This is a genomic window from Magnetospirillum sp. LM-5 (genome assembly GCF_902729445.1).
Lineage (GTDB): Bacteria > Pseudomonadota > Alphaproteobacteria > Rhodospirillales > Magnetospirillaceae > Magnetospirillum.
In genome coordinates this window covers 1-3,150 of sequence record NZ_CACVCE010000065.1, presented here as the reverse complement: position 1 = coordinate 3,150, position 3,150 = coordinate 1, and the positions used below count along the sequence as shown (strand labels likewise).

Genomic DNA, 3,150 nt, shown 5'->3' with positions numbered 1-3,150 from the left:
TCGCCGGAGGACGGGATTTTTCGAGGTGCCCTTTAGCTATTCTGGCGTCAATCAGGGGCGGATGGGCCGTCCATATGGGAAATGTCGGATGGAGTTTTGCTGAATGACGGAAGCGTGCCAAATCGCTGGGTGGTCAGATGCGTTCTCCGTCGGGAATGCTGCGATTGACAGCGATCACAAGGCATTCTTTGAAATTGCCAATTTACTCAAGGGCATCATCTTCGAGGCGGCGGAAAGCAAGTTCGTAATCGAGAGTGCTTTGGCAATGCTCGAAGAATATGTCGCAGGGCACTTTCTCCGTGAAGAAAAGGCCATGGAAAAAATTGGCTTTCAACATTTTGAAGATCATCGTGCAAAGCACTTTGCCTTCAATCGCAAAATTAATGAGGTTATCAGGTTGTATCGTGGTGGAAGTTTGTCCGTTGCGGAGAAACTGCACGATCTTGTCCTTAAGTGGCTTGCAAGTCACATTATGAATGAGGACATGAAGTTCAGGTCACTGCTGACTGATGACGACGTTGATCAGAGACCGCTTGCGTATCTTGCCCTTGACGCTCTTGAGAATGAAGGACCGGGTACTGAAAAGTTGGCAGTTCCTACTGTCATCGTTCCCGCTAAACTGAAATTAGATTACTCTAAAATAACGGCATTGATTTGTGAGCCAAGCAGTACAATTCGATCTGGAATTCGATTCACACTGAATGAAATTGGAATTTCAAACATAGAGGAATCAAACAACTTTATCGCTATTGATGAATCGTGCCGAAATGGCGGCTTTCAAATTATAGTTATGGATGCAATGGTTGGTGGGAATGATTCTGCGTATTTTATTCGTCAAATCCGATCTATACAGACAAATTGCGACCCATTTGTGTTGACGGTGCTGCTGCTTTCATCAAGAGATGAGGCGGCTGTTCGCAGTGCGATGTCTTCAGGAACAGATTCTGTGCTTCTTATTCCATTCTCATCTGGTCAGTTAAGGGACCAGATTATTGGGCATGCGGAAAGGCGGAAGCCCTTTATCGTCACCCAAGATTATATTGGCCCTGAACGTCAAAATGAAAATCGCCCTGGCTGTGCATCAGCCCCACAAATCATTGTTCCGAATCCGGTCGAGGCATTAGGGCGAGGAATTTCGATAGAGCAATACGAATACAGAAAAAATGAAGCCATTCAAGTTATCGTAAATTACCGTTTAAAAAGTCTTGCTGGAGCCATAGTTTTTGAATGTAACTCATTGGCAGCAGGTATGCGTGACGGAGTATCAACAACGGAATCCACTTTTCGAAGTCTAACAAGACTCGAAAATATTGCTGATGAGTTGGCGGAGAAAATTCGAAAATTTTCCGGAGCGAAATCCTATTCAGTCGAAACCTTCCGAGATAGATGTCGGGAATTGAAGGGTAGGCTTGGAGAGATTGCTTACGTGGATATAGAAGAACTATCAGCCTCTGGCAGGAAGGTGTCGGAAATCTATGCGTCACGCTGAAGTATTTAAATGCGACTGGAATAGATAATAATGACAATCTTAGCATCATCATCTTCAGATGTTAATGCACTCGTCGCCATTGAAAATACTGCGACCAGAAGGCTTATCGTTTCCGTTATGCGTGAGTGTGGCTTTGTAGTTCAGGAAGAAACCAAAGACATCAGCCACACGATGCTGCACCTTGAGCATGGAAACGCATCAAACATTAATATCATCCTGTGCGATAAGCTTGGTGGAACTGGGCATCTGAAGGTTTTGAAGCATGTCCGTTGGGGGGAAGGGCACCCCCCTCAATCCCTTCCCATAATCGCCCTGGATAATCAGTGGACCGCCGATGAGCTAATCGCGGCAAGAGACGCGGGCATATCTGCTTCCCTCACCCTTCCCATAACCCGCCACTCGTTGCAAATGGCGATCACGGCTGCGATGACCACGCAGAAGGCTTTTATTTCCTGTCCGAGCTTTCATGGGCCAGACAGACGCTCTGCCATCATGAAGGCCTACAAGGGGCCGTTTAGACGGGCGGATGATGCCCTGACCCGCCGTCAAGAAGGCTCCCCTGTGATTGCCCCGTCCGCAGATCAGCGGCAGGTCAAGCTGCGAGATAAGCCCCGCGAGGCGATAGCCCCTACATCTTCGGTCGATATGAAGGCTGAAATCGGATGGTCTACGGCGATTGCCACTGGGCGGGATGACATCGATGATCAACACCGGAAAATCATCGATTTTCTTAAAATACTTGGGACAACTTCAAGTGCCGAATATGAAATCAAGGCGGTCGATGACGTTCTTGTTGGTCTTTCAGATTATGTAAAAATGCACTTTAAGCACGAGGAGTCTCTCATGGACTCCTTTGATTATGATGAAAGAGACAAGCATAAGCGAATTCATGCTGGCTTTGTAGAGAAGCTTGACGGTATCAATCGTGATGACCTCCATAACGGTGGCGGAAGTGAAAAGCTGTTCTTTTTAATATACAATTGGCTCGTCACACATATTGTTAGTATTGACCGCATTATGATCGCCAAGATGAATGGCGAATATGACGATGGCATTGGCAGCGAGACTGCACACAAGCAAACTGGCATCGTGATAGAAAATGCGTATGAATTAGCCGCAAAAATCATGAACATTAACTTGCAAACAAGTGCGGTTGCCGATAAAAAGCGGAAGTCTGCATTGCTTCGTGATATTTCTAAATATACAGAGAGGCTGAATAACCTTATGGAACTTGCTGATTCCAGGGTGCAGGTGAGTGGATGCTCTAATTTTCAGCTTAAACGGTTGGGCGAGATACGGCATGCACTTACGAAAAGTGCGGATTCTCTGGCCGTGACGGCTGCAAAAAAAATCATACGGCTTTGCGGTGATATTTTGTCCGGCAAGCAGGGCATTCCCCTTGGAATCGGGGATATCTTGCGGCGACAAATGGGTCGGGTGGCAAGCTTGACTGCTGTAATCGGTGGATTGGACGCTATGAGTTCCACTGCAAAATCCGCAGCCATCGAGGCAAATGAGTTGGCCGGAAAAATCCTGGAAATGGAACTCGGATCAGCCGCATCTTTGCAGGACTTTGATATTGTCGAAAAATAGCGAAACAGCAACGCCAGCCTTCGAGACGCCCTAATTACCCTTTGGGCAAACCCAGTCTCTGTAGGGCA

At 46.9% G+C, this 3,150-nt stretch carries 2 protein-coding genes; both read left to right on the top strand.

Annotated elements, in window-relative coordinates; all coding sequences use genetic code 11:
• Positions 1-103 precede the first annotated feature (103 nt).
• A complete protein-coding gene (locus MTBLM5_RS16395) occupies positions 104-1,489 on the top strand; it encodes a bacteriohemerythrin (RefSeq protein WP_173977133.1) in 1,386 nt (461 codons plus the stop codon).
• A 30-nt stretch (positions 1,490-1,519) separates the two neighbouring features.
• A complete protein-coding gene (locus MTBLM5_RS18980) occupies positions 1,520-3,082 on the top strand; it encodes a hemerythrin domain-containing protein (RefSeq protein WP_254431099.1) in 1,563 nt (520 codons plus the stop codon).
• Positions 3,083-3,150: the final 68 nt, after the last annotated feature.

Excerpts from the sequence above, each read along its gene's own strand:
- MTBLM5_RS16395 (WP_173977133.1), top strand. The coding sequence starts at position 104 with ATGACGGAAGCGTGCCAAATCGCTGGGTGGTCAGATGCGTTCTCCGTC.
- MTBLM5_RS18980 (WP_254431099.1), top strand. The coding sequence starts at position 1,520 with ATGACAATCTTAGCATCATCATCTTCAGATGTTAATGCACTCGTCGCC.